The sequence below is a fragment of the Faucicola sp. SE7633 genome (assembly GCF_059264685.1).
In genome coordinates this window covers 60,028-83,873 of the sequence record NZ_JCADBW010000011.1, presented here as the reverse complement: position 1 = coordinate 83,873, position 23,846 = coordinate 60,028, and the positions used below count along the sequence as shown (strand labels likewise).

Below are 23,846 nucleotides of genomic sequence, written 5' to 3'. Positions count from 1 at the left end.
TTAGCTTAAAATAAGAACCTAAGATGTACGGTGTGTCGTACGGGCGGTTGCCATTGTCTTAGGTTTGCGGCAGGTCTAACCGTCTTGCAGAAGGAATCCCCGAACGATAGGGAGGGGAGGAAGTCAATGAACACCACTTGAGCTTGGCAAGGCTTCGGCTTACAATGTTACGTTTATTGTTAGTTGATTAAATTACCGCCAACATCATCCACTGCCAAGCAAAAAAAGAGCCCGTGTGAACACTCCAGCCTCAAACTTTCAGCCGCCCAGCCATCCCAATGCCTTGCCCAGCGTGCCGCACCCTGATGACGACGTGCACCCCAAGCAAGGCCGTGGCTCGGTGGGTATTGTCACGCCGCAAACGCTGCGTTTTGATGCGCCTTTGACCTTGCAGTGCCAACGCACGTTGCCGTTTTTTGAACTGGTGATTGAAACGTATGGCACGCTCAACGCCGACAAATCCAACGCAATTTTGGTTTGTCACGCGCTGTCGGGCAGCCATCACGCGGCAGGCTACCACAGCGCGTCCGACAAAAAACCAGGTTGGTGGGATGCGTTTATTGGCGCAGGCAAGCCGATGGATACTGATAAGTTTTTTGTGGTGTGCCTCAATAATATCGGTAGCTGCTATGGCTCGACAGGCCCAACCAGCATCAACCCCGACACGGGCAAGCCGTACGGCGCAGATTTTCCGCTGGTGACGGTGCAAGATTGGGTCAAGACCCAAGCCATGTTGGCAGACCGTCTTGGCATTCCTGTGTGGCACGCGGTGGTTGGCGGCTCAATGGGCGGTATGCAGGCCTTGCAATGGTCCATAGACTACCCAACACGGCTTAAAAAATGCGTGGTCATCGCCAGTACGCCCAAGCTGTCGGCGCAAAATATCGCCTTTAATGAAGTGGCACGGCAGTCGATTTTATCCGATCCCGATTTTTGCGCAGGGCGTTATTTGGAATACGGCAAAACGCCAAAACGCGGCTTGATTTTGGCGCGGATGGTTGGGCATATCACCTATTTGACCGATGAGGCGATGCGCGTTAAGTTCGGGCGTGACCTTAAGACAGGTCAGCTTAATTTTAATTTTGATGTGGAGTTTGAGGTTGAAAGCTACTTGCGCTATCAAGGCGAACGCTTTAGTGAACGCTTTGATGCCAACACGTATTTGCTGATGACCAAGGCGTTGGATTACTTTGACCCTGCACAGCCGTATTTGGCACAGGCAAACAAACCAACAGATGGCGACCACCGTGCCGAGCAACACGCTTTGACACAGGCGCTAAGCGGTACGCAATGTCGGTTTTTCATCGTGTCGTTTACCACCGATTGGCGTTTTACGCCTGCCCGTTCACAAGAAATCGTTGATGCGCTGCTAGCTAGTCACAAGGCGGTGAGCTACCTCAATGTCGATGCGCCTTATGGGCATGATTCATTTTTGTTTGATATTCCGCTGTATCGGCGCGCGTTGGCGAATTTTTTGACCAATTAAATCGTTTTACTTAAATTTTGATAAAACACTCAGGTGAACTTTGTCACACAAACAACTTATGCTATTTGACAATACACCGTCATCACCCGTGGCAGATAGCAAAACTTCCCAGCCTACACTGAAAGCGATTGACCTATTTGCAGGCGTTGGCGGTATCCGTTTGGGTTTTCAGCAAGTTTTTCAAGATAAACTTGCGTTTGTGTTTGCCTCAGAATTGGATAAATTTGCCTGCCAAACTTATCACGCCAATTATGGTGAATTGCCCCGTGGCGATATTACCCAGATTGATGCCAAAGATATTCCACCGCATGACATCATTTTGGCAGGGTTTCCATGTCAAGCATTTAGTGTGGCAGGACTGCGCAAGGGTTTTGAGGACACGCGCGGCACATTATTTTTTGATGTGGCACGTATCGCGCAATATCATCGCCCAAAATTAATTTTTTTAGAAAATGTCAAAGGCTTTAAAAACCACGATAAGGGTAATACCTTTGCTGTGGTCAAGCAAACCCTAGAAGATTTGGGTTATCGCGTCTATGCCGATGTGCTAAACGCCAAAAGTTTTGGTGTGCCACAAAACCGCGAGCGTATTTATATCGTCGCAATCTTAAACACGTTTAACCCCTCAGCGGTGATCGATTTTGCCCACTTAAAAACCATTGCGCAACCCTCTAAAGTGGGTGACATCCTACAAGCGCATGTTGAGCCAAAATATACCATTTCTGACAAACTTTGGGCAGGACACCAACGCCGCAAACTTGCACACCGCCAAAAAGGCAATGGCTTTGGTTACTCATTGTTTAATGCCGACTCCGCTTATACCAGCACCATTAGCGCAAGATATTACAAAGACGGTTCAGAAATATTAATTGAGCAACCTGGCCGCAATCCGCGCAAATTGACACCACGAGAAGCAGGCAATTTACAAGGCTTTCCCAGCGATTTTGTCATTCCTGTCAGTGATGTACAGGCTTACAAACAATTTGGCAATAGCGTTGCTGTGCCCGTCATCCGTGCATTAGCGCGCGAGATTTATCAGGAAGTTTTCTATGAAACTGCCCAAGATTGACATTTCAGCAGATAAAATGCAAATCAATGCCAAATTTTATTTTTTCTTAAAATATTTGGTGAAAGCTAAGCTTAGTGATAATCAGATTTTTAAAATTTTGGCAGATTATCAACTATTTCGTTCTGCTCAAGCGCTTAATGAATTTAAGCAATCCGTCATTGCGCTGTGCTCACCTACCACAAAAGCAGGGCAAAACCAAATTGCTTATTTAACAGATACTTTTGCTGAGGTTAATGGCCAACCTGCGCTTGAGGTGTGGATATTTAGCATTAAACTGCTTTTGATTAAAGACTTATTGCTGCAAGAAGCCAAACTTCGCCAAGCCAATAATCTACAGAAACTTACAGACTTACATCCTCTATCACTTGAATACGACAAGATTACGGTATTAAATCCTTACTACACGCGTGTTAATGGCGCATTATTGTCCTTGGTATTTTTTAATGGCTTGCAAGCAGGCTTTTTGTCTCAACATACCGATGATTTTATTAGGCAATTTAGCAAACAGGCGCAAAGCCTGTATCAACTCGGCGTTGAACCCAATCAAATCTTTATGCTGCTGTTTAATGAAAGTATCAACCAATCTATCACCAGCGACAGCGGCTCTGATTATGAAAAACGCATAAAATCGGTACTACTGCAAACAGGCATTGCTGAAAATACCTTATTTAAGACCCATGATAAGATAGATAGTTCCACCGAATTTGATTTGTTTTTTGAATTAGACGGCAAAACCTACGGCATTGGTGCAAAAAGAACCCTGCGCGAACGTTACAAGCAATTTATCAAAACCGCGCAGATGTCTCCGATTGACGTAATGATTGAGATAACATTGGGCACGGATTTGACGGTTGAAAAAGCCAACGCTATTGTCAATCATGGCATTTACCTATTTATTGCCGAAGAAATTTATCAAAACAATGTCGATTGGCAGAATATGGCTAACATCTACTCGTGTAAAGATTTGACTCTAGCCACACTAAAAACATTAGCAAAATCATAAGGTTATCGATGAAAATTGACCACCAACTTGCCGAACAATGGATCACCCCGCGCTCGCAGGTGCTGGATTTGGGCTGTGGCGATGGCTCACTGCTGGCGCATTTGCAGCGCACACTGGGCATAGACGGCTACGGCATTGAGATTGACCAAGGCAAAATCATCGATTGTATCGCCAACGGGGTGAACGTGATTGAGCAAGACCTCAACGACGGGTTAGCACGCTTTGCCGATAACCGTTTTGATACCGTGGTGATGGCGCGTGCCTTGCAAGCCGTCAAAGCACCTGACCAACTGCTACTGGATATGCTGCGCGTTGGGCGGCAGGTGATAGTCACCTTTCCAAACTTTGCCCATTGGCAAAACCGCATTCATCTGGGCATCAAAGGCATGATGCCGATGTCAGAAGCCTTGCCGTATCAGTGGTATGACACGCCAAACATCCATTTATGTACGTTTAAAGACTTTGAGCGGCTGTGCGCTGACCACGATATCCGCATTCTCAATCGCTTTGCCGTACAGGAGCATTCACGCCCGTATGCGTGGGCAGCGTCGCAAGTGATTCGTAAATATCCCAATTTATTGGCAGATGTGGCGGTGTATCGGGTGACCAAGCACAATTAAGCAGGTATACCTTCACCTTCACTGAGCAATGACTAAAATTTTGTCAAGTCTTACGCGACATATAGCGTCGCCTAAGCGTAAATCCCTGTGAAATATTGTAAAAATCTATGACAATGTAACCCATTGGTTTGCAACGTGTAGCAAACGGTGTTACCCTAGGCGCAGATTTTTAAGCAGGCTTTACACTTTGGCTTTATATTGGCACAGTCATCGCCCAATAAACTGGCAATCGGTGAAATTTCCCCTGCTAGAGCTATTTTGTTAAATCTATTTTTTTGATACTTAACGGTATTACTTTCAAACGAACACAACGACCGAACGCCAAGCCCACTGTGGCATAAGCGCTCTGCAACGTCGGAGTAATCTATGAAGACCCTAGCCCAATTTGCCAAACGCGCTGCACTGACCCTTGCCATCGTAGGTGCGCCTGTCGTTACTTTGACCACCACCGCCCACGCTGAGTTGATTTCTAACGTACCGCTTGATAAATCACGCTTTGACTTTATGCCGATTGGCCAGCTGATGGCAAGCGCGCAGCAAGGTGACCAACAAGCACAGTTTTTCTTGGCAAAACGCTTGCAAAAAGGGCAAGGCGTGGTGCAAAACTTTCAACAAGCCATGCAGTGGTATACCATCGCTGCCCGTCAAAACATCGCACCTGCCCAGCTAAACTTAGCCATGATGTATATTCGTGGCGAAGGTGTCGCGCCAAACGCCCAACAAGCGCGTTATTGGCTAGAAAAAGCCGCCAAATTGGGTGATAACCGCGCCAGCTACACGCTTGCTATGCTCGATGAAAAAGAGCGCAAACTGGTCGATGCGTACAAATGGTACGACCTCGCTTCACGTGATGGTATGCTGTCAAATGAAGTACGCAACCGCGCGCAAAGCAAAATCGGTCAGTTGGCATTGAATCTAAGCTCACAGGATATCGCCAACGCGCGCCGTCAAGCAGATTCTTGGTTTCAGGCCAAATAAGCGTTTTAAATACCAAAAAATCCCGCTACCTGTGAGCGGGATTTTTTTGGCGGCTAGGTTTTTTTTGCCACTGGGTTTAGCCAGCCATCATAAGGCTTAGCGATAAAACGCGTTTGCGGTATAGCTGTGGTCGGTCTCGTCAATCACTTGGGTAAGTTCGGGGATTTGTTGTTTGAGCGTGACCTCAACGCCTTGGCGCAAGGTCATATCTACCGCCGAACAGCCTTGACAGCCGCCGCCAAATTTTAGCACCGCTGTCGTGCCCACGCCTTCTTGCTCAAGCAAATCCACCAACTGCACATGCCCCCCATGCGTGGCTAGATTGGGGTTGATTTCTGAGGCCAACACATAGTTGATGCGTTCTTCTAGGCTGGCATTTTCGCCCAATTTTGGCACTTTTGAATTGGGCGCGCGGAAGGTCAGCTGTCCACCAAAGCGGTCTTTGTTGTAGTCAATCACCGCGTCTTGCAAGTACGGAATCGACGGGCGGTCAATGTAAGCGGTAAAGTTTGCATACGGGATTTGCAAATCCTCGGGGTTGTGCTCGTCGGGTTGGCTGTATGCCATGCAACATTCGGCGCGTGGTGTGCCTGCATGCTCAACAAAAATCCGCACGCCGATGCCATCGGTGTTTTGTTTGGCAAGCAGCTCGGTGAGGTAGCCTTGCGCGGATTCGGTGATTTGGATGTTGCTGGTCAAGTCGTTTTGCGTTTGGGTTGCGCTATCGGTCATCGTCGGTTACCTGTTGTCAGTTATTTGCTGAATTATAACATAAAATGCCGTCCAAAACTTGAGTAAAATACTCGGGTTTTTGGTGGGTTGATAAAAGATATTGCTGTGGACAAAATAGTGGTGATATCGCGCGTTCTCAACAAATTTGCCCTTGCTTTTTTGCTAAACTTTGGCATGATAACGTGACGTTGGTTGGCATGGCGCGTTTAGGCGATGTATTGCAACCAATCTTCTTCTTTTTTCGCGCCGATTAGCGATAGACGCAGCCTACAGGCGCAAGACTTTACGCAAGGGGTTTGCGTTATGCCAAAATCCGTTTCTTCGACCGCTGCCAACCAACCTGCCAACCATGGCGGCTATCAATTTGATTATTTGGTATTTATCGGGCGGTTTCAGCCGTTTCATTTGGGGCATAAATCGGTGATTGATGCCGCGCTTACGCTTGCCCAACACGTGATTGTGCTGATTGGTTCGGCAAATTTGCCACGCAGCACACGCAATAGCTTTAGTTTTGCTGAGCGTGAGCAGATGATTTTGGGGGCGTATGACAAGGCAGACGCTAAGCGCATTCATTGCGTGGGCTTGCCCGATGCGCTGTACAACGACACGCGCTGGCTGCAATATGTGCAAGCGTGCGTGCAATCGGTGACGGGCACGCTGGATGCCAATATTGGGCTGATTGGGCATTCTAAAGACAGCTCATCGTATTATTTGTCATTGTTTCCCAACTGGCAATCGGTGGCGGTGGCAAACTACCGTGAGCTGTCTGCCACGCCATTACGCGAAAGCTACCTACTGGGTACAGACCCATTGCCCGATTTGATACCCGCTTCAACCGCCAAGCTGATGAAAGCCTTTAAAAAAACGCCTGAATACAAGCAGCTACATGAAGAAGCAGGTTTTATTGATAAGTACAAAAAACAGTGGCACGATGCGCCGTATCCGCCCACGTTTATGACCGTTGATGCGGTGGTGGTGCAATCGGGGCATATTTTATTGGTTGAGCGGCGCAGTATGCCAGGGCAAGGGCTGTGGGCTCTGCCTGGTGGGTTTATCAACCCCAAAGAGACGCTGTTTGATGCCTGTATCCGCGAGCTACGCGAGGAGACGCGGCTTAAAGTACCTGAAGCGGTGCTGCGCGGCTCACGCCATAGCCAACATACGTTTGATGATCCGTATCGTTCGGCACGTGGACGCACGATTACGCAAGCGTTTTATTTTGTTCTTAAAAATGACCCAAAAGGCTTGCCTGCGGTCAAGGGCAGTGACGATGCCAAACGCGCGTTTTGGTTGCCATTGGCGCAGCTGAGTGCAGATAAGCTGTTTGAAGACCATTACGCGATTATTTGTAAAATGGTTGGGTTGTAAACCTGCCCGTATCTCTTAAACACACGGTTACAACGCTTATCTTGGTTAAACAGACTGGGCTACACAGACTAGCGGCGAACGTGGGGGTTGGCTGTGTGCGCAATTTGTCTATCTTTTCAAATTTGCCCGACTTTGCGACAATGTGGGCTGATTTGATTAGCGTATTATGGAATGTTACGTCATGCATTGGCAGCGTTTTGCCCAACAACCCATCCTGAGCCAACTTGGCAAACAAATAGGCCGTGTCACACATCACCGCCTGCGCGCGGCAAATTATGTCGCGCTGGCAGGCGTGTCGCTGATCGCAATTGCACGTTTTGGCAAGCTGCCGCCCAACCCACAAATCCCAAGCCAGCACTACGATGCCAACACCAATCCGCTGCCAAACATCGCGCCCATTCACCGTAAGCCCAAACTGTTTCGCCGTTTGCTAAGCCATATCCAACGCCTTAATATCCGAAGCGATACCGTCGCGCCCATGTCTGCTGACCAACGCCGCGCGCTGCATGAGGCCATCGACGCACTGACCGCTAAGCACCCCAATCAAACGGGCGTGTACCTGCTTGGTCAAGGCACAGACGCATTTGCCGCGCGGCTTGCGGCCATCATGAGTGCCGAAAAATCACTGGATTTGCAATACTATATTTGGGACAGCGATGTCACGGGTATGCTGCTGTTGCAAGCGCTGCGCCAAGCCGCCGAACGTGGCGTGCGCGTGCGCCTATTGATTGACGATAATAACACGCTCGGCAATGACCCGATTTTTATCACTTTAAACCGCCATCCCAACATCGAGGTACGGCTCTACAACCCCAACCGTTACCGCACGCTGCGCTGGCTGGGTTTTATTGGCGATTTGCCGCGCCTCAATCGGCGTATGCACAACAAAAGCTTGACCGCCGACAACCGTGTCAGCCTCACGGGCGGGCGCAATATCGGTGATGAGTATTTTGCCGTTGAGGGCAATGTATTTTTTGCGGATTTAGATACCTTACTAATTGGGCAAGTCGTGCCGCAAATTTCGCAAGATTTTGACCGTTATTGGAACAGCCCACTGGCCTACCCTGTTGAGGCGATTGTGCGCCAGCGTCATTCCTCACGCGCCGTGGTGCAGCACACGGTGCGCCGCTTGCGTCGCCAAAACCGCCGCTCCAAGGCTCTGCGTAAACGCTATTTGACGATGGTCAAAAACACGGATTTTGTGACCCAATTGCGTGATAAAGGCTTGCCGCTGTTTTGGGCGCGTGTTGAGCTGGTCAGCGATGACCCAAGCAAAACGCTGGCAATTCGTACGGGCAAACGCAGCTTACGCCGCCGTGTGTCGCATGATTTTATGCGGATTTTGCGCACGCCAACGCGGCAGCTACGCATTGTGTCGCCATACTTTGTGCCAACCAAGGCCGGTACGCGCGCGCTGATTGACCTTGCCAAACAAGGCGTGGACATTGCCGTTTTGACCAATGCCATGAGCGCGACGGATGTCAAAATCGTGCATTCAGGCTATGCCAAATACCGCAAACGCCTGTTGCGCCACGGCATTCGGCTGTATGAAATGAAACCCAACGCGCGCACGCAAAAATTTCGTGACAGGTATGTCACAGGCAGCACAGGCTCTAGTTTACATGCCAAAACATTTGAAATTGATGGGCAAAAAATCTTTATCGGCTCGTACAACCTTGACCCACGCTCAGAGCGGTTTAACACCGAGATGGGCGTGATTGTCCATAGCCCCAAGCTTGCCCAAACCGTGTTTGACGAGTTGCAACAAAACGTCGCGACAGCAAGCTACCATGTGCAGCTAAAATTGGGTCGTTTACGCTGGAGCACGCAAGAGCATGGCAAGACACAAATCTATACCCATGAGCCCAATACGCAAGCATGGGAGCGCGCGGCGGTGTGGCTGATGGCGCATGTGCCATTTGTTGAGGTATTGTTATAGCGTTGGTTGTATTATCCAAAATATTTAAAATAATTTTTAATTTTTTTATCATTAGCCGCTTTGTTGCCCTTGCTCAAAGGCATAGAGCCAGTCAATCAGCCCTATCAGTGAGCCCATGAATTTAACGCTAGTGTTTTTTTTCACGTTGTTGTGTACGCATAGCCCACGCAGGATATTGCCATGCGTGTGATGCGGCTTTTATCAAGTCTGCACCACGACGACGATGAGCGTGGTGTGATTGCCATCAGTCGGCAGTTGGTGCGGCAGGGCTATGCGTCGCTGGTGGTATCGGGCACGCCTGCTAGTCATGAGTTGGCGCAGCGGCTGTGCCGTGATGGCAGTGAGTACAAACGCTTGTACCTTGCCAAGCAGTCGCTGTGGTCGCTGTGGTCGGTGTTTGGTTTGGCGCGGCTGATTCATCAGTTTCGCCCCGATGTCATTCATGTGCATTCACGCACGCCTGCGTGGGTGCTCAAGTGGGCGCTGGAATTGCTGCCTGTCGCGCTGCGTCCGCTGACGGTGGGCACGATTTACGGCTATTATCCATCCAATACTTACAATCGGGCAATTTTTGAGTGTGACCATCTGATTGCGGTGTCTGACAGCGTCAAGGTGTATATTTTGCAGCACCATGCACGCGACCCCGACAGTGTAACGCGCGTGTACCGCGGTGTGGATACCCAGCGGTATTTGTACCGCCACACGCCATCGGTGCATTGGCTACAGCAGATTTTTGCTGAGTACCCCAAGCTTGAACACCAAAAATGGCTGTTGTTTCCGTCCAAAATCGCCCATCACAAAGGGCAACAGTGGCTGTTCGATATCGTTGGCAATCTGCGCGCGCGGTTTCCCAAAATCCATATCATCATCATGGACGATGCCGACGCGGACAACCATTTTGTGGAGGAGTTTGTCCAACGTGCCAATGCGCTGGATTTGATGGACTATTTTACCTTTATTGGGCGGCGCAATGATGGGCGTGAGTGGTTATCGGCTGCCAATATCGTGTTGGGGCTTGCCAATCAGCCCGAAAGCATTGGTATCAATGTGCTTAAAGCGATTCATCTGGGTACGCCCGTGGTGGCGTGGGCGCGCGGGGTGTATAGCGAGATTTTGACCGAGCTCTACCCTGAAGGCTTGGTGCACGAAACCAACGCCATCGCGCTGTGTGAGGTGATTGCCGAGCAGCTAACGCACAAAGACCGCCCTGCCTTGCCGCAAAACTTTAGCCAAAAACAAAGCGCGCGTAAAATCGTCGCGGTGTATGAGCACATGCTCAAACAGCTCACACCATCCACGGCTAAGGCGCGGCCGACGCAAGATGCGACGCGGCTGCCTTAGTGTTGTCGTTTGGCTGGGCGCTGGACGACTGGTTTGGCGTAGGCGCAGCGGACGTTGGCGTTACCGTCAAGCTGGGTACTAAGGTTTTTTCAAATTGTGCCAATCTGGCTTGCATTTGTGTGCCAATCACCCATTGCGGATTGGACGGAGCAAAGCCCATTTTGGCTTCACGTTTGGCGATTAGCTGTTTGGCGTGGTGAAACGCAGGCGCAAATTGATGATACTTTGGCAAACTGTCCCCAAAAAACGCCTGCCCAAAATAGGTAAAATCCGCGTCATTGGTGCAGCCAAATGAGGCTCTATCCGCTGCCGACGCGGTGATAATCAGCGTCGTTGGGCTGGCAAGCGGCTGGATAAATGAGCCTGAATAACACGCCGATAGCACAATCACACGCCAGCGAATGCCTGCTTTGTCCAGTCGTTGGCGCAGCCACGCAGGGTCAAGGTCATCAAGCGCGATGGGCGGATTTTGCATTTGGATGGCATTGGGCGCACCGTGTGAGCTCACCGTCAGCCACAGTACATCCTCGTTGGGGTTCATGCGGCTGGCAACTGCTTGCAATGCCATATCAAGGCTGGTTTTGCTGGCAATCGGTAGGGTCTCTTGGGTGTGCACGTTATTGACCAGCACCGCTGTGCGCCCTGCCATGCCAAGCTGAGTCATGGCAAGCTGACGCGCCTGCTCGATTTCATGGGCAAATACGTCTTGCTCGGCAAAGCCTGCCACACCGATAAAATACCAATCCGCCACGCCTTTGCGCTCATTTTGTAGGCTATCAAGCATTTGGCGCAACAGCTCAGGCTGCGCGTACAGTGCCTGCTCGCTTAGCATTGGCACAGGTGTGGCAGGCATAAAAATCGGCTGAGATTGCACGTTTTTTTGCCACACCGCAAACACCACAAACGCCGCCACCATCACCAACAGACGCTCTAACCACGACCAATGCAGCTGCCGCCCAAACACCCACAACAGCGACAACGCCTGCCAAACAAACAGCAGCGTGAACACAACGGGTAACACCACATAACCAAAATCTGGCAGCCAACCTGCATGCCCCAACCACTGAAACAGGCTTTGTAGCAGCGCCATCATGGTATCGGCAACCAACCACAAAATCGCAGGCACATAAATCAGCATGGCATTGTAATGCCGCCGCGCCAACATCAGCCCCCACACCAGCATGACCATCGGCCACACCAAATAGCTGACCAAGCCCTGCTCATTAAACGCGCTGGTGTCCTCCGCCGACAGCCACGCAAATAGCAAATTGCTGCCCAATGCCGTGGCGGCAAAGGCAAAAAACTGTCCAATGGTTGGCTTGACCCAATCAAACGCCTGACGCGATCCCAGCAGCATATAGCCTGCGGCGCGAATATTGGACAAAAAATTTGCTGTAAAACTGTGTAGCGGTGCTAAACGCAACTGTGAAAAAGCCACTGCTAAACGCCCACCCATCCTCAAAGGCAATGCCAAGCGTACCTATCCAAACCTTAAGTACCTTTAAGCCTATGTTAAATAAATTTACGGCTTACTTTAGCATATTACCGCGTAACATGCTGTGACAATTTGGCTGCCTGATGATATCAAACGACATCTGTTGTCGTCTGATGCAACGCCGATACCACGCCTTTATTGTACCTGTGGGCAAAATCATGCGCGGTCACAACGTATCTGCCAAATAGTTGTGCCAATAAAATTGCGGTGGGGTGGCTTGCGCGTGCTGAGCTTGTTGCGCAATGGCATCGCACAGCCACGCCACTTGCTCACGGACAAATGCGGTGTCGGTCGCCAAATCATTAAACACCACCAACGCCACTGTCAAGCCTGACCGCCAAATCGCCTGCGCGGTCAATACCGCATGATTCAGACAGCCCAACTTCACCCCAACCACCAACACCACAGGATAGCCCAACCCTGCCGCGACATCGGCAAGCGTTGCCGTTGCATTGATTGGCGTAAACCAGCCGCCTGCTCCCTCAACCAGCACAACATCGGCAGGATAGTCGGTGACAGTGGCTTGCACTGCGTCAATGAGCGCGTCGGCGGTAAGCTGCACACCATCACGCGCCGCGGCAATATGCGGTGAGCATGGCGTGGCAAGGCGCACGGGCGCAATAGCGGCCAACGGCGGTTTGACATTGGCAAAGCGGTTAATCTGCTGCGCGTCAAGGCTGATGCCATCGTCTAGCCCTGCGGTGACAGGTTTGATGGCGTAGGCGCGTTGCCCTGCGCTGACACATTGGCGCACCAGCTCGGTGGTGATGGTGGTTTTGCCGATTTCAGTGTCCGTGCCCGTAACAAAATACGTGCCTTGTCGTATAGGCAGCTGGGTCAAATCACACGATAACTGGACTGGCTGTGATAAATTGGTGGTTGTCATTACTGGTTCGATGCCTACTATACAAAGCTGCTATTTTAGCATAGCCTAGCACCTATCACATCTCTACCATCTAACACCCACCGCCAATACCTTGCCAAATCACCCATAGACCGCTATGATGATAAACCCTTGCATGATGCCGATGTCTCCTCATGACCGACCAATCCACCGCCGCGTATGATTATTTACTGACCACCCTCAGCCAAGCCGACGCGCCTGCCGCCATTGCTGATTTGTTGGCGGCTATTTTGACCGACAGCGAGCAAACCGAAATCGCCAACCGTCTACTGATTTTTGCCCTACTGCAACAAGGTCTGCCCCAGCGTGAAATCAGTGAACGCCTTGGCGTCGGCATTGCTACTGTGTCGCGCGGCGCGAAAGCCTATCAGCGTCATGCCGTTGCCACGTTATTGCCCGATTTAGCCGCCACGCTAGCTGGTCGTTAGCTGAATGTGTCTATTGATAGGCATATAGTCTTGTATCACTGTACTAGAACATGATAACATGGCAATAGTCGCTTCTATTTCGCTTTTTTACCAACATAACCCTGTTAAACACCACTTTGTAGGTCATTGTATGCCCACCACGCAGCCCACCCTACCGCCTATGCTAGACATCCCCAGCAAGCCAAACTTGGTTAAAATCGCGCAAGATATTGATTTTTTTGACTTATTTAGGCGCATTGAGCAGCGCTATGATACGTGTTTTTTGCTTGAATCATTGGGCGAAGAAAGCCACCTAGCGCGTCACCATGCCATCGGGTTTGACCCTGTGCAGACGATTTATGCCAAAGACCGCCACACATTGGTGATTGAGGATAATCGCAACGGCACAACGCAGGCTTACGCAACGGATAATCCGTATCAGCTATTACGTGCCATCACACCGCAGCATGTCATCGCGCGGCAGCACACGGGCGGCTTGGTCGGTTATCTGGGCTTTGACAGTGTGAATTTTTTTGAGCCAAGCCTTGATGTGTTGGCGCATACGGATTTTGCCGCGTTTAAGTTTGGCTTGTATTTGGATGGCTTAAGCTATGATAAAATGACGGGCGAGATTTTTTATTTTTATTACAACGAAAATCGTTTGGCGCAAATTCAAGCGCTGTTAGCAGAGCCTGTGCCCGATCTGCCGCCGCCGCAGGTGACGTTTGTCGGTGATGGCATGAGCCGTGCCGAACACGCCGCCGCGGTCGCGCAGGTCAAAGAGGACATCATGGCAGGGCGGATTTTTCAATGTGAGGTCGGCTTTAAGTCGCATTATCGCATCGAGGGTGAGTACTTGCCGATTTATGCGCGCTTGCGTGAGGTCAATCCGTCACCGCATATGTATTTTGTCAAATTTGGCCAACAAAAAATCTTGGGTGCGTCGCCTGAGCTGTTGTTTCGTTTGCGCAGTGGCGAGATGGAAACGTTTCCGTTGGCAGGTACGACCAAACGCGGCAAGGATGCGCATGAGGATCGCAAGCTTGCGCGCGCGCTGCTCAATGACCCCAAAGAAATTGCCGAGCACAATATGTTGGTGGATTTGCACCGCAATGATATCGGACGGGTGGCGCAGTTTGGCACGGTCAAGGTGCGTAATTTGATGGATATCAAGCGTTTTTCGCACGTGCAGCATATTTCATCAGAAATCGTTGGTATTTTGCATCCCGATGAGGATATGTTTAGCGCGCTTGCCAGCAATTTTCCTGCCGGTACGCTGTCGGGTGCGCCCAAAATCGAGGCGATTAAAATCATCAGCGCGTTAGAACCCGATGGGCGCGGCGCGTATGGCGGTGCATTGGGGCAATTTAGCTTGAATGGTGATTGTATTTTTGCCATCCCCATTCGTAGCCTGTTTGCCCATGGTACGGCGGCGTACGCGCAGACCTGTGGCGGCAATGTGTATGACTCCAATGCCGATGATGAGTACGAAGAAATCACGCGCAAACTTGCCGCCATGCGCGTGGTGCTACAGCATTTTATGGCTGAAAAAAATCCTAAAGGTACCGTATGAACGTATTGATTATTGATAATTTTGATTCATTTACCTTTAACTTGTATCAATATATTGGTGAGATTTTGCGCGCTGAGCCTGCACCATTTAACGTGATCGTCAAACGCAACAACGCCTTGAGCCTAGCGGATATGGATGCCATTGCGCCTGATCGGATTATCATCTCCCCAGGCCCCGGTGCGCCCGATGACCCTGCGTATTTTGGGATTTGTAGCGCGGTGATTCAGACATGGGGCAAGCACACGCCGCTACTTGGCGTGTGCCTAGGGATGCAGGGCATCGCGCATGTGTTTGGCGGTAAGGTGGTGCGTGCACGCGTGCCGATGCACGGTAAGACCTCACCGCTGTGGCATGATGGCACAGGCGTATACCGTGGTTTGCCGCAGGGCGTGGACATCATGCGCTACCATTCGCTGGCGGTTGAGGCAATAAGCCTGCCCGATTGCTTGACTGTGACCAGTTTGGTGTATGATGCCAAGGACACGGCAAATGCCAATGATTTTGCCAGCGTGGTGCAAAAAATGGAGGCAGCGGTGGAAATCATGGGCATCCGTCATCGTGACTATCCGATACAAGGTGTGCAATTTCACCCCGAATCGTTTGCCACCGAAGGCGCGAAGGTGATGTTAAAAAATTTCTTGCTGGGTTAAGACGTGCGTGATGACTCAAGGCAAAATGGCTAGTTGCCAGCCTTTAACCAACCAGCCGCCGAATGCTACCGTCTGTGGTCTGGCGTTCGGCACATTCAAACCCCGTCAGTGAGAGCGTCAAAATACTGCTGACGCGCGTGCCATAGGTATCGCCAAGCGCGGCCGTCGCTCGTTGTTTGGGGATATATACCGAGGATAGCGCGGCCTCTATGTTTGGCGGTATGCCCGTCTTGGGCAAATCATCGCATGGCGCGCACACGTCGTCTTGTAGCACCGCCCACGCTGCATTCTGCCAGTCGTGCTGCTCGGCAATCAGCGGCAACACCTCTTGGCGTACCCGTCCGTGCAAGCGCTCACACTTAAACCACGGTGCATTGGGCTGCCCATTTGACAACACATACAACCCCGCAGGTAGCACCTCGATACCATAGCCGCGATTGTTAAGCATCACAGCTTGCGTGCGCGTGCCGATAACCAAATTAAAGCCATCATACTCCGCCAGCGCCAAACCACGGGCAAACGCCAATGGCGACAACGTACTGTGTAAAAATTCGGTCACCAGTTGCCCGCGTGAGGTAGGTTTTGGTGGCGTGCCTTGCGTGCCATCGCGAAAATTTAGCACAATCGCCCAACGCGTATCGATTTGCCCAGATGGTAGGCTGACCTGACGCACCCCCAGCCATGTACCGCCTGAGCGCAAGTCCTGCCCTGCAACGATACCCGACGGCCAACGCTGCAAGGCCGCGGTCGGACGCGCAAAAAACTCGTCACGGTTGGACAGCAATACGAGTGGCTTATCGGCAAACAGTTGCCAAGCGATGGCGGCAATGCACATAGCTTTACCCAAATAAGTTTTGCCAAGCCGCTTAGGCGTTGCCCAGTGTGGCAAACACCTCGGCCGCAGCGTCTAGGGTTGCATCCAAGTCCGCTTGGCTATGCGCCAGACTCATAAAGGCCGTCTCAAACGCCGATGGCGCCAGATACACGCCACGCGCGAGCATCCCATGGAAAAATTTGGCAAACATCGCGGCATTACAGGCAGTAACTTCATTGAAGTTTTGTGGCAAATCGCTATCTTGGCTTGGCGTAAAGAACATACCAAACATGCCGCCAATATAGGTGGTAGCAAACGGTATGCCTGCTGCATCCGCGCGCGCTTGCAAGCCTTGCGTCAAATAGCGCGTTTTGTCGGTCAAGGTGTCATAAAACCCATCTTGGCACAGCAAATCAAACATCGCCAGCCCTGCGCGCATCGCCAGCGGATTGCCTGACAGCGTACCTGCTTGATACACCCCACCCAATGGCGCAATATAGCCCATGATATCCGCGCGCCCCCCAAATGCCCCGACAGGCAGCCCTGCGCCGATGATTTTGCCAAACGTCGTCAAGTCAGGTGTGATACCAAAATGCGCCTGCGCCCCACCAAGGGCAACTCGAAAACCCGTCATCACCTCATCAAAAATCAGCACCGCGCCGTACTCATCGCAGCAATCACGCAAGATTTGCAAAAATTCACGCTGCGGTACAACCATATTCATGTTACCCGCCACAGGCTCAACAATCACGCCTGCGATTTTATCGCCCCATTTGGCAAACGCGTCGCGTACCGCCTGCGCGTCATTGTATGGCAAGGTCAAGGTGTATTTTGCCACATCGGCAGGCACACCCAATGACGTGGGCACACCAATATCCAGCATCCCCGACCCTGCTTTGACCAGCAGGCTGTCGCTATGCCCATGATAGCAGCCCTCAAACTTGACAATCACATCACGTCCCGTAAAGCCGCGCGCCAGCCGTATGGCTGACATCGTTGATTCAGTGCCCGAATTGGTCATGCGAATCATCTCTACACTGGGCACAATGTCACAAATCTTGTCGGCAATCGTGGTCTCAAACGGGGTTGGCGTGCCAAAACTCAAGCCGTCATCCGCCGCGCGTTTGACCGCGTCGATGATATGCGGATGGGCATGTCCCAAAATCATCGGCCCCCATGAGCCAACGTAATCGATATACGCGTTGTCCTCGGTGTCATACAACTTGCTACCTGCCGCACGTTTGACAAACACAGGCGTACCGCCCACACCAGCAAATGCACGCACAGGAGAATTAACGCCACCCGGGATATGTGCCTTGGCTTGTTTAAACAGCAATTGGTTGGCGGTTGGTTGGTTGGTTGTCGTCATGGTTTACTCACTTTTTCAAATTAAAAATATCAAATTATCATTTATAAAATGGTTAAAATTGTAGCGACTATTGCATAGATGCCTTGAAGCAATCATCAATGCGCCAGCGTTTTTAACTGCCGCCACGTATCAGCATCGACTTGGTCTTGCCAAATCTGCACAGTCAAATGCCGCTTAAACGGTTCAAACAGCCAAAACCGCAGCAGCAACACCGCGCCCAGATCTTCAGCGGCCGTCAATTTGGCTTGCCACACATCATGCACTTGCCCAAACGGCACACGGATATAGCCTTGCGCCACTTGAAGTTGCCAGTCCCACACGGCCAAACCGTTTGATGGCGTATGGTCTGCCCTGCTGCTAATTGCCAATAAATGCGGCTGCCACAACTGCCCAACCAGCACGCACGCCCATAGCAGCAGCGCGATGGCTAGCTGATACGCCTGCCCAATCGGTAGCGCAAGCGTCAGCACTGTCAAACCCACCGCTGTGCCCAGCCACAACAATAGGCGCAAGCGACTGCCCGACAGCACACTATCAATGGCGATAAACGACATAGCGGCTGTCTCTATCTAACCGTGCTAACCACGGCTATCGGCCGCGGCTGCTACGCGCTTGATTTTGGCAATCAACGCTGCCCATTCGGCATTTGGTGGGGCTGCATCGTACAAGAACCAATCCAGCAAGTCAGGGTCTTCTTGCGCTATCAGCTCGCCAAACAACGCCTGCTCTGCCGCGTCGGCTGCCAAATACGCGTGTTTGACATAAGGCGAAAAATAAAAATCCAGCTCCTTAAGTCCACGCCGCGCGCGATAAATGGTTTTACGCTGCGCCAGCGTTAGCTCATCGCCCTCAGCTGGGTGTGCCGCTGGCTGTGTATCCGTTTGATTTATTGCCATGATTTGCCCTCATCCTTCATTGCTTGCCACATTGCCAAGCCTGCCTTGGTCGTGGCGACATCATGCGCACGCACAATGCACGCGCCTTGTTGCACAGCCATCAACGCCGCCACCATGCTCACCGCATCACGCTCATCAACCGCTGACGGCAAGCCTGCGCGGCTTAATACCTCACCCATCACGCGCTTACGCGAAATTGCCACCATCACAGGTAGGTCACACTCATGCAACCGATAAAACGCATTGAGCAACGCCAAGTTGTCTTTGGCGTGTTTGGCAAAACCAAACCCAGGGTCAAGGATGATACGATGGCGCGCAATACCGCCTGCCAGTGCCGCATCAATGCGCTGGCGTAACTCATCGATGACATCGTTGGCTATATCATCATAATGCGCCAACTGGTTCATGGTTTTGGGCTCACCACGCATATGCATCAAAATGACGGGAATATCTAGCTGTGCTGCGGTTTGGATAGCGTTTGGACGTGTCAAAGCACGGACATCATTCCAAATCCCTGCCCCCACCTCAGCCGCTGCCCGCATGACGGCAGGGCTACTGGTATCCACCGACAACCACACCCCATCGCCAAAACGCTGATGAATAGCTGCCACCATGGGTACAACGCGCGCCAGCTCCTCCTCCTCGCTCACGGGTGTGGCATCGGGGCGCGTCGATTCGCCGCCAATATCGATGATAGTCGCGCCGTCGTTGAGCATTTGCTCGGTATGGCGTAGTGCTGCCTCTAATTGATTGTATTTGCCGCCATCGGAAAACGAATCAGGCGTGACATTTAAAATCCCCATGATTTGCGGCGTGGATAAGTCCAACTGCTGGTTGCGATAGCGCAAAATAAACGGCGGCAAGCCATGAAGCTGCATGTTTGACCCCAAATTTTATGGTTAAAATCGTTGGCATGGTTTAGCCTAATCATCCAAGCTATTGTATGCTAAAAACAAAAAAACCGCCAACGCTGGGCGGTTTTTGGTATCACGATTTGTCCAATCACATCGCAGGCAACGGTGGCGGTGTCAAGGCCGAACCACCTGTTGGCGGATTGGTTGGTTTATCAATGCTGATTCTGCTCGGCTCTTGATATACTTTAGGCTCACGCGGTGGCACACCTGCCATGATATCTTGTAATTGGTCGCGGTCAATGGTCTCCCACTTGAGCAGCGCCTCAACCATGGCGTGCATTTTGTCGGCATTGCCTTCAATCAACGCGCGCGCTATATCGTATTGTTCTTCTAAAATCCGACGCACTTCGTCATCGACTTTTTGCTGAGTTGCCTCTGAAATCGTCCGACTGCTGCCACCAAAATAGCCGCCGTTGTCATCGTCTTCATAAACCATGATGCCTAAAGCTTCTGACATGCCGTATTTGGTCACCATCGCACGCGCCATTTTGGTCGCCCGTTCAAAGTCATTAGACGCACCTGTGGATTGCTGATTGATGAACACCTCTTCGGCAATACGTCCACCAAACAAAATCGCAATGTCATTGAGCATTTTAGACTTGTACATACTGGTTTGGTCATGCTCAGGTAGCTGCCACGTCACACCCAGTGCCCAACCGCGCGGCATGATGGTGACTTTGTGCACAGGGTCAGTGCCAGGTAACAATTCTGCCACCAACGCGTGCCCTGCTTCGTGATAAGCAGTGGCACGACGCTCCTCTTCGCGTAACACCATCGATTTACGCTCAGGCCCCATAAATAGCTTGTCTTTGGCTTCCTCAAAGTCGTTCATATCAACGCTGGTTTTGTTGTGGCGTGCCGCAAACAACGCTGCCTCATTGACCAAGTTTGCCAACTGCGCACCGCTAAAGCCTGGCGTACCACGTGCCAAAGAACGGATATCCACACCGATGGTTGAAGGCAATTTTTTCAAATGCACGCGCAAAATCTGCTCACGTCCTTTGATATCAGGTAGCCCCACTTGAACTTGACGGTCAAAACGGCCTGGGCGCAATAAGGCTTTGTCCAGTACATCAATACGGTTGGTCGCTGCAATCACAATCACACCGTCATTGCCTTCAAAGCCATCCATCTCAACCAATAGCTGGTTCAAGGTTTGCTCACGCTCATCATGCCCACCGCCCATGCCTGCACCGCGGTGGCGGCCGACTGCGTCAATTTCATCAATAAAGATAATACAGGGGGAATTTTTTTTCGCCTGCTCGAACATATCACGCACGCGCGACGCACCCACCCCAACGAACATCTCAACAAAATCAGAGCCTGAAATAGAGAAAAACGGAACTTTAGCCTCGCCTGCAATTGCTTTTGCCAACAAGGTCTTACCCGTACCGGGAGGCCCTACCATCAACACACCGCGCGGAATCGTCGCACCCAGCTTGGTGAATTTTTCGGGATCACGCAAGAAATCGACAATCTCGGTCACCTCTTGCTTGGCTTCATCACAGCCTGCCACATCATCAAAAGTCACTTTGACTTGGTCTTCGGTCAGCATTTTGGCTTTAGATTTACCAAAGCTCATCGGACCCATACCGCGCCCACCGCCTGAGCCACCGCCCTGCATATTGCGCATGATGAACAAAAACAAGCCTATAATCAGCAGCACAGGAAAGCTGGCAATCAATAGCTGCATCAACAAGCCTTGTCGCTCAGGTGCCGTGCCTTGCACCTCGACGTTGTGCTTCATGAGCTTTGGCATCAGCTCATTGTCTTGAATCATCGGGCGCACGGTCTCAAAGGTTGAGCCGTTTTTCTTCTCGCCGACAATTTGCTCGCCGTCAATCTTCACGCTTTTGATTTGGTCACTATTGACCGCACTGACAAACTGTGAGTAATTGAGCTTATCGGGCTGATTGCGGGTGTCAAAGTTGCTAAACACAACCACCAACACACCAATCACGACCAGCCACAATAAGGTATTTTTTACCATGTCGCTCACGTTGTGTTTCCGTCCTTTTGGTAGTGGCAAAGACTTGGGCAAATCAATCAAAATCGTTTGGCAAAAGTCTTGCATTTAATTGCTTAATATAGCACGATTTTGGGGCAACAAGGCGAGAATCAAGCCAAAAAACTGTTATTTTGTTTAATCAAAACCTTGCTTGTTTTTATAGCGGATGCTGGTGGTATTTTTTACTATTACTTTAAAAACCCAAAATGTATTAGCTGGCTGTGGCTGTTTTTTAATTATTAATATTTCATTGAATTTTAAAATTTTACTGAAAAACGATACCAAAGGCACAGCTGAGCCTTGCAAACGCCGCTTAGTCTAAAACGTCGCTTGGACCAAAACCTTACTTGGTCGCCACCCAATACATCTCTTTAGAACGCGCGCGTGAGGCGGCAGGCTTGATGCTACGCAGCTTGCTAAATTGTCCCTGCATGGCTTTACGCAGCTCGTCTGAACCTTCACCCTGAAACACCTTCATAATCAGCGCACCGCCCTCGGTCAGTGTCTGCAAGGCAAAATCCACCGCCAGCTCACACAGATACATCATGCGCGGCTGATCCACCGCGGCAAAACCCGACGTATTGGGTGCCATATCAGACAGCACCACGTCCACAGGGCGACCTGCTACCGCTGCCATGATGTTGTCAAACACCGCTTGTTCACGAAAATCGCCTTGGATAAACGTCACGTTATCCAAATAATCCATCGGCAAAATATCCGACGCAATCAGCGTGCCGTTGTCCCCGACCAGCCTTGCTGCTACTTGCGACCAGCTGCCGGGGGCTGCGCCCAAGTCCACCACCGTCATACCCGGCTGAATCAGCTTGAGTTTATCGTTGATTTCCAGCAGCTTGTAAGCGGCACGCGCGCGGTAGCCGTCTTTTTGCGCCAGCTTAACATAATGATCATCCAAGTGCTCTTGCATCCATGCGCGGCTACTTTTAGACAATTTTTTGTTGGTGATACGGGTTGCCATAACAGTTTTTTTGGTGAAATATGAGGTTAAAATCACGCCAAGGCTTGCGCCTGTTTTGGTTGCAGTGGTTTGTTATTGTAGCACAATTTAGCCTTGCACTGACCAATGTCTTGGCAAAGTCTTGCACCAAACGTGTTATAATCACATGTTTAACCAATTTTAGGTAATTTGATGGCTGCCAATATGACCACAACTGCAACCCACGCTGCGCCCAAACCGCGCGTCAAACTCAGTAACCCCCTCACCAATGAGCAACGCAAATCACTCAAAGGCATTGCCCACCAACTCTCGCCGATTGTGACGATTGGCGCGCAGGGTGTCAGCGATAGTGTGCTAGAGGAAATCGGGCGCGCGCTTGATGACCATGAGCTGATAAAAATCAAAATCCCAGCCGGCAGTAAAGAGTCGCGTGACGCTGTCGCACAAGCTGTGGTTGAGGCCACGCAAGCGACTTTGATTAGCAGCATTGGTCGTGTGTGCGTGCTGCTGCGCCAAAACCCAACTGCCAACCCCAAGCTATCAAATTTGGTGCGGCTTGACTGACTTTAGCTTTGCCAACGTGTGCCAACAAACGCACCAACAGGTATTTGGTCAATCGGATTGGGTTGTGCCGCTATTGGCGTTTTCTGATGAGGTAGCGGCCGATCATACCGCGCTTGCGCCAATTTGGGTGGCGATTACTGCCATGCCGACGGGCAATAACTTGCTCAAAAATGGGCTGTTGGGTATCAGCTATTTTGTGCCGCGCTTTGATTGGTTAGACACCAGCCGTTGGCAAGCATCGGCCACGCCCACCGTGCAGCCACCGCACCGCGCGCCTGCTGAATTTTTGTGGCAAGCTGACTGTTTGGAGTGTTTTTTTGCTGGTGCGGATGCCAGCGGTTATGTGGAAATCAACATCAGCCCTGATGCACATGCCGCGCGCTTTAATGCGTATCGGTTTACGGATTATCGCACCCCCAACACGCTGCCACCGCCCACAACGACGCAATTTGTGGTTGGTTGTATCCCCGCTGGCTCAACGCTCACGCCAGCCGTTGCCGATTATTATACGCGGCATGTGGTGATTTGTCTGGCTGATGGCACAACAAACGTGGCGGATTTTAAGCTCACCCACATTCAGCCTTGCGCGATTTTATACCGCCATTCGCCTCAGCACACCACCAAAGATGAGGATGCGGTATTTTTTGCCCCACAGCACACGTCGCCGCCTGATTTTCACCATCGCGCGGTTTGGCAAGCATGGGCTTAATCACAAACTTTGACCCAACAAAAAAACCGCTATCCAATCGCTAGCGGTTTTT

Annotated in this window: 23 protein-coding genes; 13 read left to right on the top strand and 10 right to left on the bottom strand. The window is 51.0% G+C overall.

Annotated elements, in window-relative coordinates; translation table 11 throughout:
• Nucleotides 1-313 precede the first annotated feature (313 nt).
• The 5 genes from metX to AC5L4R_RS06055 all read left to right on the top strand — a co-directional run bounded on the left by metX (nt 314) and on the right by AC5L4R_RS06055 (nt 5,156).
• On the top strand, nt 314-1,486 hold the full coding sequence (gene metX / locus AC5L4R_RS06075; RefSeq protein WP_494472550.1) for a homoserine O-succinyltransferase MetX: 1,173 nt from the start codon (nt 314-316) through the stop codon (nt 1,484-1,486).
• Between the two features lie 40 nt (nt 1,487-1,526).
• Nucleotides 1,527-2,555 (top strand): DNA cytosine methyltransferase, encoded by a 1,029-nt coding sequence (locus AC5L4R_RS06070; RefSeq protein WP_494478034.1) that lies wholly within the window; start codon nt 1,527-1,529, stop codon nt 2,553-2,555.
• Nucleotides 2,536-3,558, top strand: a complete 1,023-nt coding sequence (locus AC5L4R_RS06065) for a PDDEXK family nuclease (protein WP_494472542.1) — start codon at nt 2,536-2,538, stop codon at nt 3,556-3,558. The genes AC5L4R_RS06070 and AC5L4R_RS06065 overlap by 20 nt, the downstream gene beginning before the upstream one ends.
• A gap of 8 nt (nt 3,559-3,566) precedes the next feature.
• Complete coding sequence (gene metW / locus AC5L4R_RS06060; RefSeq protein WP_494472541.1) at nt 3,567-4,178, top strand: methionine biosynthesis protein MetW; 612 nt, start codon at nt 3,567-3,569, stop codon at nt 4,176-4,178.
• A 366-nt stretch (nt 4,179-4,544) separates the two neighbouring features.
• Nucleotides 4,545-5,156 carry a tetratricopeptide repeat protein gene (locus tag AC5L4R_RS06055; RefSeq protein WP_494472540.1) on the top strand — a complete coding sequence of 204 codons (612 nt, stop codon included), beginning with the start codon at nt 4,545-4,547 and terminating at the stop codon, nt 5,154-5,156.
• A 96-nt stretch (nt 5,157-5,252) separates the two neighbouring features.
• Here AC5L4R_RS06055 and nfuA read toward each other — a convergent pair whose 3' ends face one another.
• Entirely contained in the window at nt 5,253-5,888 is a 636-nt protein-coding gene (gene nfuA, locus AC5L4R_RS06050) for a Fe-S biogenesis protein NfuA (RefSeq protein WP_494472539.1), read from the bottom strand.
• Nucleotides 5,889-6,191: 303 nt separating this feature from the next.
• Between nfuA and AC5L4R_RS06045 the strand changes: the two genes are divergently transcribed.
• From AC5L4R_RS06045 to AC5L4R_RS06035, 3 genes are all read left to right on the top strand, one after another.
• The gene (locus tag AC5L4R_RS06045; RefSeq protein ID WP_494472538.1) at nt 6,192-7,256 is read left to right on the top strand and encodes a bifunctional nicotinamide-nucleotide adenylyltransferase/Nudix hydroxylase; all 1,065 of its coding nucleotides are present in this window, start codon (nt 6,192-6,194) and stop codon (nt 7,254-7,256) included.
• Between the two features lie 181 nt (nt 7,257-7,437).
• Nucleotides 7,438-9,195, top strand: coding sequence for a phospholipase D-like domain-containing protein (locus AC5L4R_RS06040; protein WP_494472537.1), 1,758 nt, complete (start codon nt 7,438-7,440; stop codon nt 9,193-9,195).
• Nucleotides 9,196-9,375: 180 nt separating this feature from the next.
• Nucleotides 9,376-10,536, top strand: a complete 1,161-nt coding sequence (locus AC5L4R_RS06035; RefSeq protein WP_494472536.1) for a glycosyltransferase — start codon at nt 9,376-9,378, stop codon at nt 10,534-10,536.
• On the opposite strand, the gene AC5L4R_RS06030 is transcribed toward AC5L4R_RS06035, so the two are convergent.
• Together AC5L4R_RS06030 and bioD are read right to left on the bottom strand one after the other, a co-directional pair.
• Nucleotides 10,496-11,920, bottom strand: a complete 1,425-nt coding sequence (locus tag AC5L4R_RS06030) for a C13 family peptidase (protein ID WP_494472535.1) — start codon at nt 11,918-11,920, stop codon at nt 10,496-10,498. The two genes, AC5L4R_RS06035 and AC5L4R_RS06030, sit on opposite strands and share 41 nt — an antisense overlap.
• 277 nt (nt 11,921-12,197) lie before the next feature.
• A complete protein-coding gene (bioD, locus tag AC5L4R_RS06025) occupies nt 12,198-12,917 on the bottom strand; it encodes a dethiobiotin synthase (protein ID WP_494472534.1) in 720 nt (239 codons plus the stop codon).
• Between the two features lie 152 nt (nt 12,918-13,069).
• On the opposite strand from bioD, the gene AC5L4R_RS06020 reads away from it, so the two are divergent.
• From AC5L4R_RS06020 to AC5L4R_RS06010, 3 genes are all read left to right on the top strand, one after another.
• The gene (locus AC5L4R_RS06020; protein ID WP_494472533.1) at nt 13,070-13,363 is read left to right on the top strand and encodes a Trp family transcriptional regulator; all 294 of its coding nucleotides are present in this window, start codon (nt 13,070-13,072) and stop codon (nt 13,361-13,363) included.
• Between the two features lie 130 nt (nt 13,364-13,493).
• Complete coding sequence (locus AC5L4R_RS06015; protein ID WP_494472532.1) at nt 13,494-14,915, top strand: anthranilate synthase component I family protein; 1,422 nt, start codon at nt 13,494-13,496, stop codon at nt 14,913-14,915.
• Nucleotides 14,912-15,565 (top strand): anthranilate synthase component II, encoded by a 654-nt coding sequence (locus AC5L4R_RS06010; RefSeq protein ID WP_494472531.1) that lies wholly within the window; start codon nt 14,912-14,914, stop codon nt 15,563-15,565. The genes AC5L4R_RS06015 and AC5L4R_RS06010 overlap by 4 nt, the downstream gene beginning before the upstream one ends.
• Before the next feature lie 43 nt (nt 15,566-15,608).
• Here AC5L4R_RS06010 and AC5L4R_RS06005 read toward each other — a convergent pair whose 3' ends face one another.
• The 7 genes from AC5L4R_RS06005 to AC5L4R_RS05975 form a co-directional block, all read right to left on the bottom strand.
• Complete coding sequence (locus AC5L4R_RS06005; RefSeq protein ID WP_494472530.1) at nt 15,609-16,400, bottom strand: NRDE family protein; 792 nt, start codon at nt 16,398-16,400, stop codon at nt 15,609-15,611.
• A 31-nt stretch (nt 16,401-16,431) separates the two neighbouring features.
• The gene (hemL, locus tag AC5L4R_RS06000; protein WP_494472529.1) at nt 16,432-17,748 is read right to left on the bottom strand and encodes a glutamate-1-semialdehyde 2,1-aminomutase; all 1,317 of its coding nucleotides are present in this window, start codon (nt 17,746-17,748) and stop codon (nt 16,432-16,434) included.
• 95 nt (nt 17,749-17,843) lie between these two features.
• Nucleotides 17,844-18,302 carry a hypothetical protein gene (locus tag AC5L4R_RS05995; protein WP_494472528.1) on the bottom strand — a complete coding sequence of 153 codons (459 nt, stop codon included), beginning with the start codon at nt 18,300-18,302 and terminating at the stop codon, nt 17,844-17,846.
• Nucleotides 18,303-18,326: 24 nt separating this feature from the next.
• Nucleotides 18,327-18,644 carry an FAD assembly factor SdhE gene (locus tag AC5L4R_RS05990; RefSeq protein ID WP_494472527.1) on the bottom strand — a complete coding sequence of 106 codons (318 nt, stop codon included), beginning with the start codon at nt 18,642-18,644 and terminating at the stop codon, nt 18,327-18,329.
• Nucleotides 18,635-19,522 (bottom strand): dihydropteroate synthase, encoded by an 888-nt coding sequence (gene folP / locus AC5L4R_RS05985; protein WP_494472526.1) that lies wholly within the window; start codon nt 19,520-19,522, stop codon nt 18,635-18,637. Before folP ends, AC5L4R_RS05990 begins: the two co-directional genes overlap by 10 nt.
• A gap of 124 nt (nt 19,523-19,646) precedes the next feature.
• Nucleotides 19,647-21,548 carry an ATP-dependent zinc metalloprotease FtsH gene (gene ftsH, locus AC5L4R_RS05980; RefSeq protein WP_494472549.1) on the bottom strand — a complete coding sequence of 634 codons (1,902 nt, stop codon included), beginning with the start codon at nt 21,546-21,548 and terminating at the stop codon, nt 19,647-19,649.
• A 361-nt stretch (nt 21,549-21,909) separates the two neighbouring features.
• On the bottom strand, nt 21,910-22,542 hold the full coding sequence (locus AC5L4R_RS05975) for an RlmE family RNA methyltransferase (protein WP_494472525.1): 633 nt from the start codon (nt 22,540-22,542) through the stop codon (nt 21,910-21,912).
• Nucleotides 22,543-22,725: 183 nt separating this feature from the next.
• Between AC5L4R_RS05975 and yhbY the strand changes: the two genes are divergently transcribed.
• Complete coding sequence (gene yhbY / locus AC5L4R_RS05970; protein WP_494472524.1) at nt 22,726-23,085, top strand: ribosome assembly RNA-binding protein YhbY; 360 nt, start codon at nt 22,726-22,728, stop codon at nt 23,083-23,085.
• Complete coding sequence (locus tag AC5L4R_RS05965; RefSeq protein ID WP_494472523.1) at nt 23,078-23,794, top strand: DOMON domain-containing protein; 717 nt, start codon at nt 23,078-23,080, stop codon at nt 23,792-23,794. The genes yhbY and AC5L4R_RS05965 overlap by 8 nt, the downstream gene beginning before the upstream one ends.
• Nucleotides 23,795-23,846 lie beyond the last annotated feature (52 nt).

Bases quoted from the DNA above. Each gene is read 5' to 3' on its own strand.
- hemL (WP_494472529.1), bottom strand. From the start codon at position 17,748: ATGACGACAACCAACCAACCAACCGCCAACCAATTGCTGTTTAAACAA.
- bioD (WP_494472534.1), bottom strand. From the start codon at position 12,917: ATGACAACCACCAATTTATCACAGCCAGTCCAGTTATCGTGTGATTTG.
- metW (WP_494472541.1), top strand. From the start codon at position 3,567: ATGAAAATTGACCACCAACTTGCCGAACAATGGATCACCCCGCGCTCG.
- AC5L4R_RS06015 (WP_494472532.1), top strand. From the start codon at position 13,494: ATGCCCACCACGCAGCCCACCCTACCGCCTATGCTAGACATCCCCAGC.
- AC5L4R_RS06035 (WP_494472536.1), top strand. From the start codon at position 9,376: ATGCGTGTGATGCGGCTTTTATCAAGTCTGCACCACGACGACGATGAG.
- ftsH (WP_494472549.1), bottom strand. From the start codon at position 21,548: ATGGTAAAAAATACCTTATTGTGGCTGGTCGTGATTGGTGTGTTGGTG.
- AC5L4R_RS06020 (WP_494472533.1), top strand. From the start codon at position 13,070: ATGACCGACCAATCCACCGCCGCGTATGATTATTTACTGACCACCCTC.
- AC5L4R_RS05990 (WP_494472527.1), bottom strand. From the start codon at position 18,644: ATGGCAATAAATCAAACGGATACACAGCCAGCGGCACACCCAGCTGAG.
- AC5L4R_RS05995 (WP_494472528.1), bottom strand. From the start codon at position 18,302: ATGTCGTTTATCGCCATTGATAGTGTGCTGTCGGGCAGTCGCTTGCGC.
- AC5L4R_RS06065 (WP_494472542.1), top strand. From the start codon at position 2,536: ATGAAACTGCCCAAGATTGACATTTCAGCAGATAAAATGCAAATCAAT.
- AC5L4R_RS06055 (WP_494472540.1), top strand. From the start codon at position 4,545: ATGAAGACCCTAGCCCAATTTGCCAAACGCGCTGCACTGACCCTTGCC.
- yhbY (WP_494472524.1), top strand. From the start codon at position 22,726: ATGACCACAACTGCAACCCACGCTGCGCCCAAACCGCGCGTCAAACTC.
- AC5L4R_RS06040 (WP_494472537.1), top strand. From the start codon at position 7,438: ATGCATTGGCAGCGTTTTGCCCAACAACCCATCCTGAGCCAACTTGGC.
- AC5L4R_RS06010 (WP_494472531.1), top strand. From the start codon at position 14,912: ATGAACGTATTGATTATTGATAATTTTGATTCATTTACCTTTAACTTG.
- nfuA (WP_494472539.1), bottom strand. From the start codon at position 5,888: ATGACCGATAGCGCAACCCAAACGCAAAACGACTTGACCAGCAACATC.
- folP (WP_494472526.1), bottom strand. From the start codon at position 19,522: ATGCAGCTTCATGGCTTGCCGCCGTTTATTTTGCGCTATCGCAACCAG.
- AC5L4R_RS06005 (WP_494472530.1), bottom strand. From the start codon at position 16,400: ATGTGCATTGCCGCCATCGCTTGGCAACTGTTTGCCGATAAGCCACTC.
- AC5L4R_RS06045 (WP_494472538.1), top strand. From the start codon at position 6,192: ATGCCAAAATCCGTTTCTTCGACCGCTGCCAACCAACCTGCCAACCAT.
- AC5L4R_RS05975 (WP_494472525.1), bottom strand. From the start codon at position 22,542: ATGGCAACCCGTATCACCAACAAAAAATTGTCTAAAAGTAGCCGCGCA.